Genomic DNA, 823 nt, shown 5'->3' on the forward strand with positions numbered 1-823 from the left:
GACAGGCGCTCACCAAGATTTTTTAAAGTGGTGCGATAGTAAGAAGGATCATTTTTGAAAGCTGTTATCGCAGAACCAATATCATTGAGTGCAGCTTGATAGGTTTGTTTTAAGCGATCAGGGTTGAGAGCAGGAATGTCGCTTTTATTGAGAAGGGTGCGCAATTCACTCCTAAGTTGGTCAAAATTGATATCATTGTCACTATTTTTTGCAAAAAACTGTTCAAGACTTTCGCTGTTTAAGTTTGCAAGTATAGGGGAAATATTGTTTTTTAGGCTGTCTACGGTTTGTTGGACCATGGAGCTGTTTTCTAGAGCCGTTTTAGCTCCTATCTTTGCTGTACTAGAAACCACGTGGATGGCTTGGAGGGTCATCAGCAATGTTATGAGAGCCCAGGTGAGAAAGCCATGAAGCGTTCCTGAGGTTTCAGCAAAACGTCCAGCTACAAAGCCTCCCAAGGCTAGGCTAATCAGTGTAACGATAACAGAACCCACGCCAAAGGAGAGGAAAGAGCCTTCAAATGGGGTTGAAGAAGTGAAATCCATTTGGCTTAAGCCTAAAGCGGCGACCAGAAAAGAGAGGCAGATTGAGGTGGCAAGAGCCGTCACCAGTCCCGCAAAGATTGCGGACCATGAAATGGGTGTGTGAAAGAGTGAATACTTTTCTTCTAGAGACGTTTCTCCTAGAAAATTCGTATCGAATGGTGTGTTTTCAGGAATGCGAGTTTCCATGTTTTATCTCCTTGAATATGCTGGAGATACAATGCCTTTTTGCTAATTATGTTCCAAAAGGGATATAGAGCAGCTAAAAAGGAATAGGAAAA

The 823-nt window shown here is 42.5% G+C and carries 1 protein-coding gene; it reads right to left on the reverse strand.

Annotated elements, in window-relative coordinates; all coding sequences use genetic code 11:
• On the reverse strand, positions 1-731 hold a 731-nt coding region (locus tag ACFINE_RS09845), incomplete at its 3' end, for a DUF3792 domain-containing protein (protein ID WP_375621902.1).
• Between the last annotated feature and the right edge of the window lie 92 nt (positions 732-823).

Source organism: Bartonella sp. AA97HXZ, from assembly GCF_042196985.1.
Lineage (GTDB): Bacteria > Pseudomonadota > Alphaproteobacteria > Rhizobiales > Rhizobiaceae > Bartonella.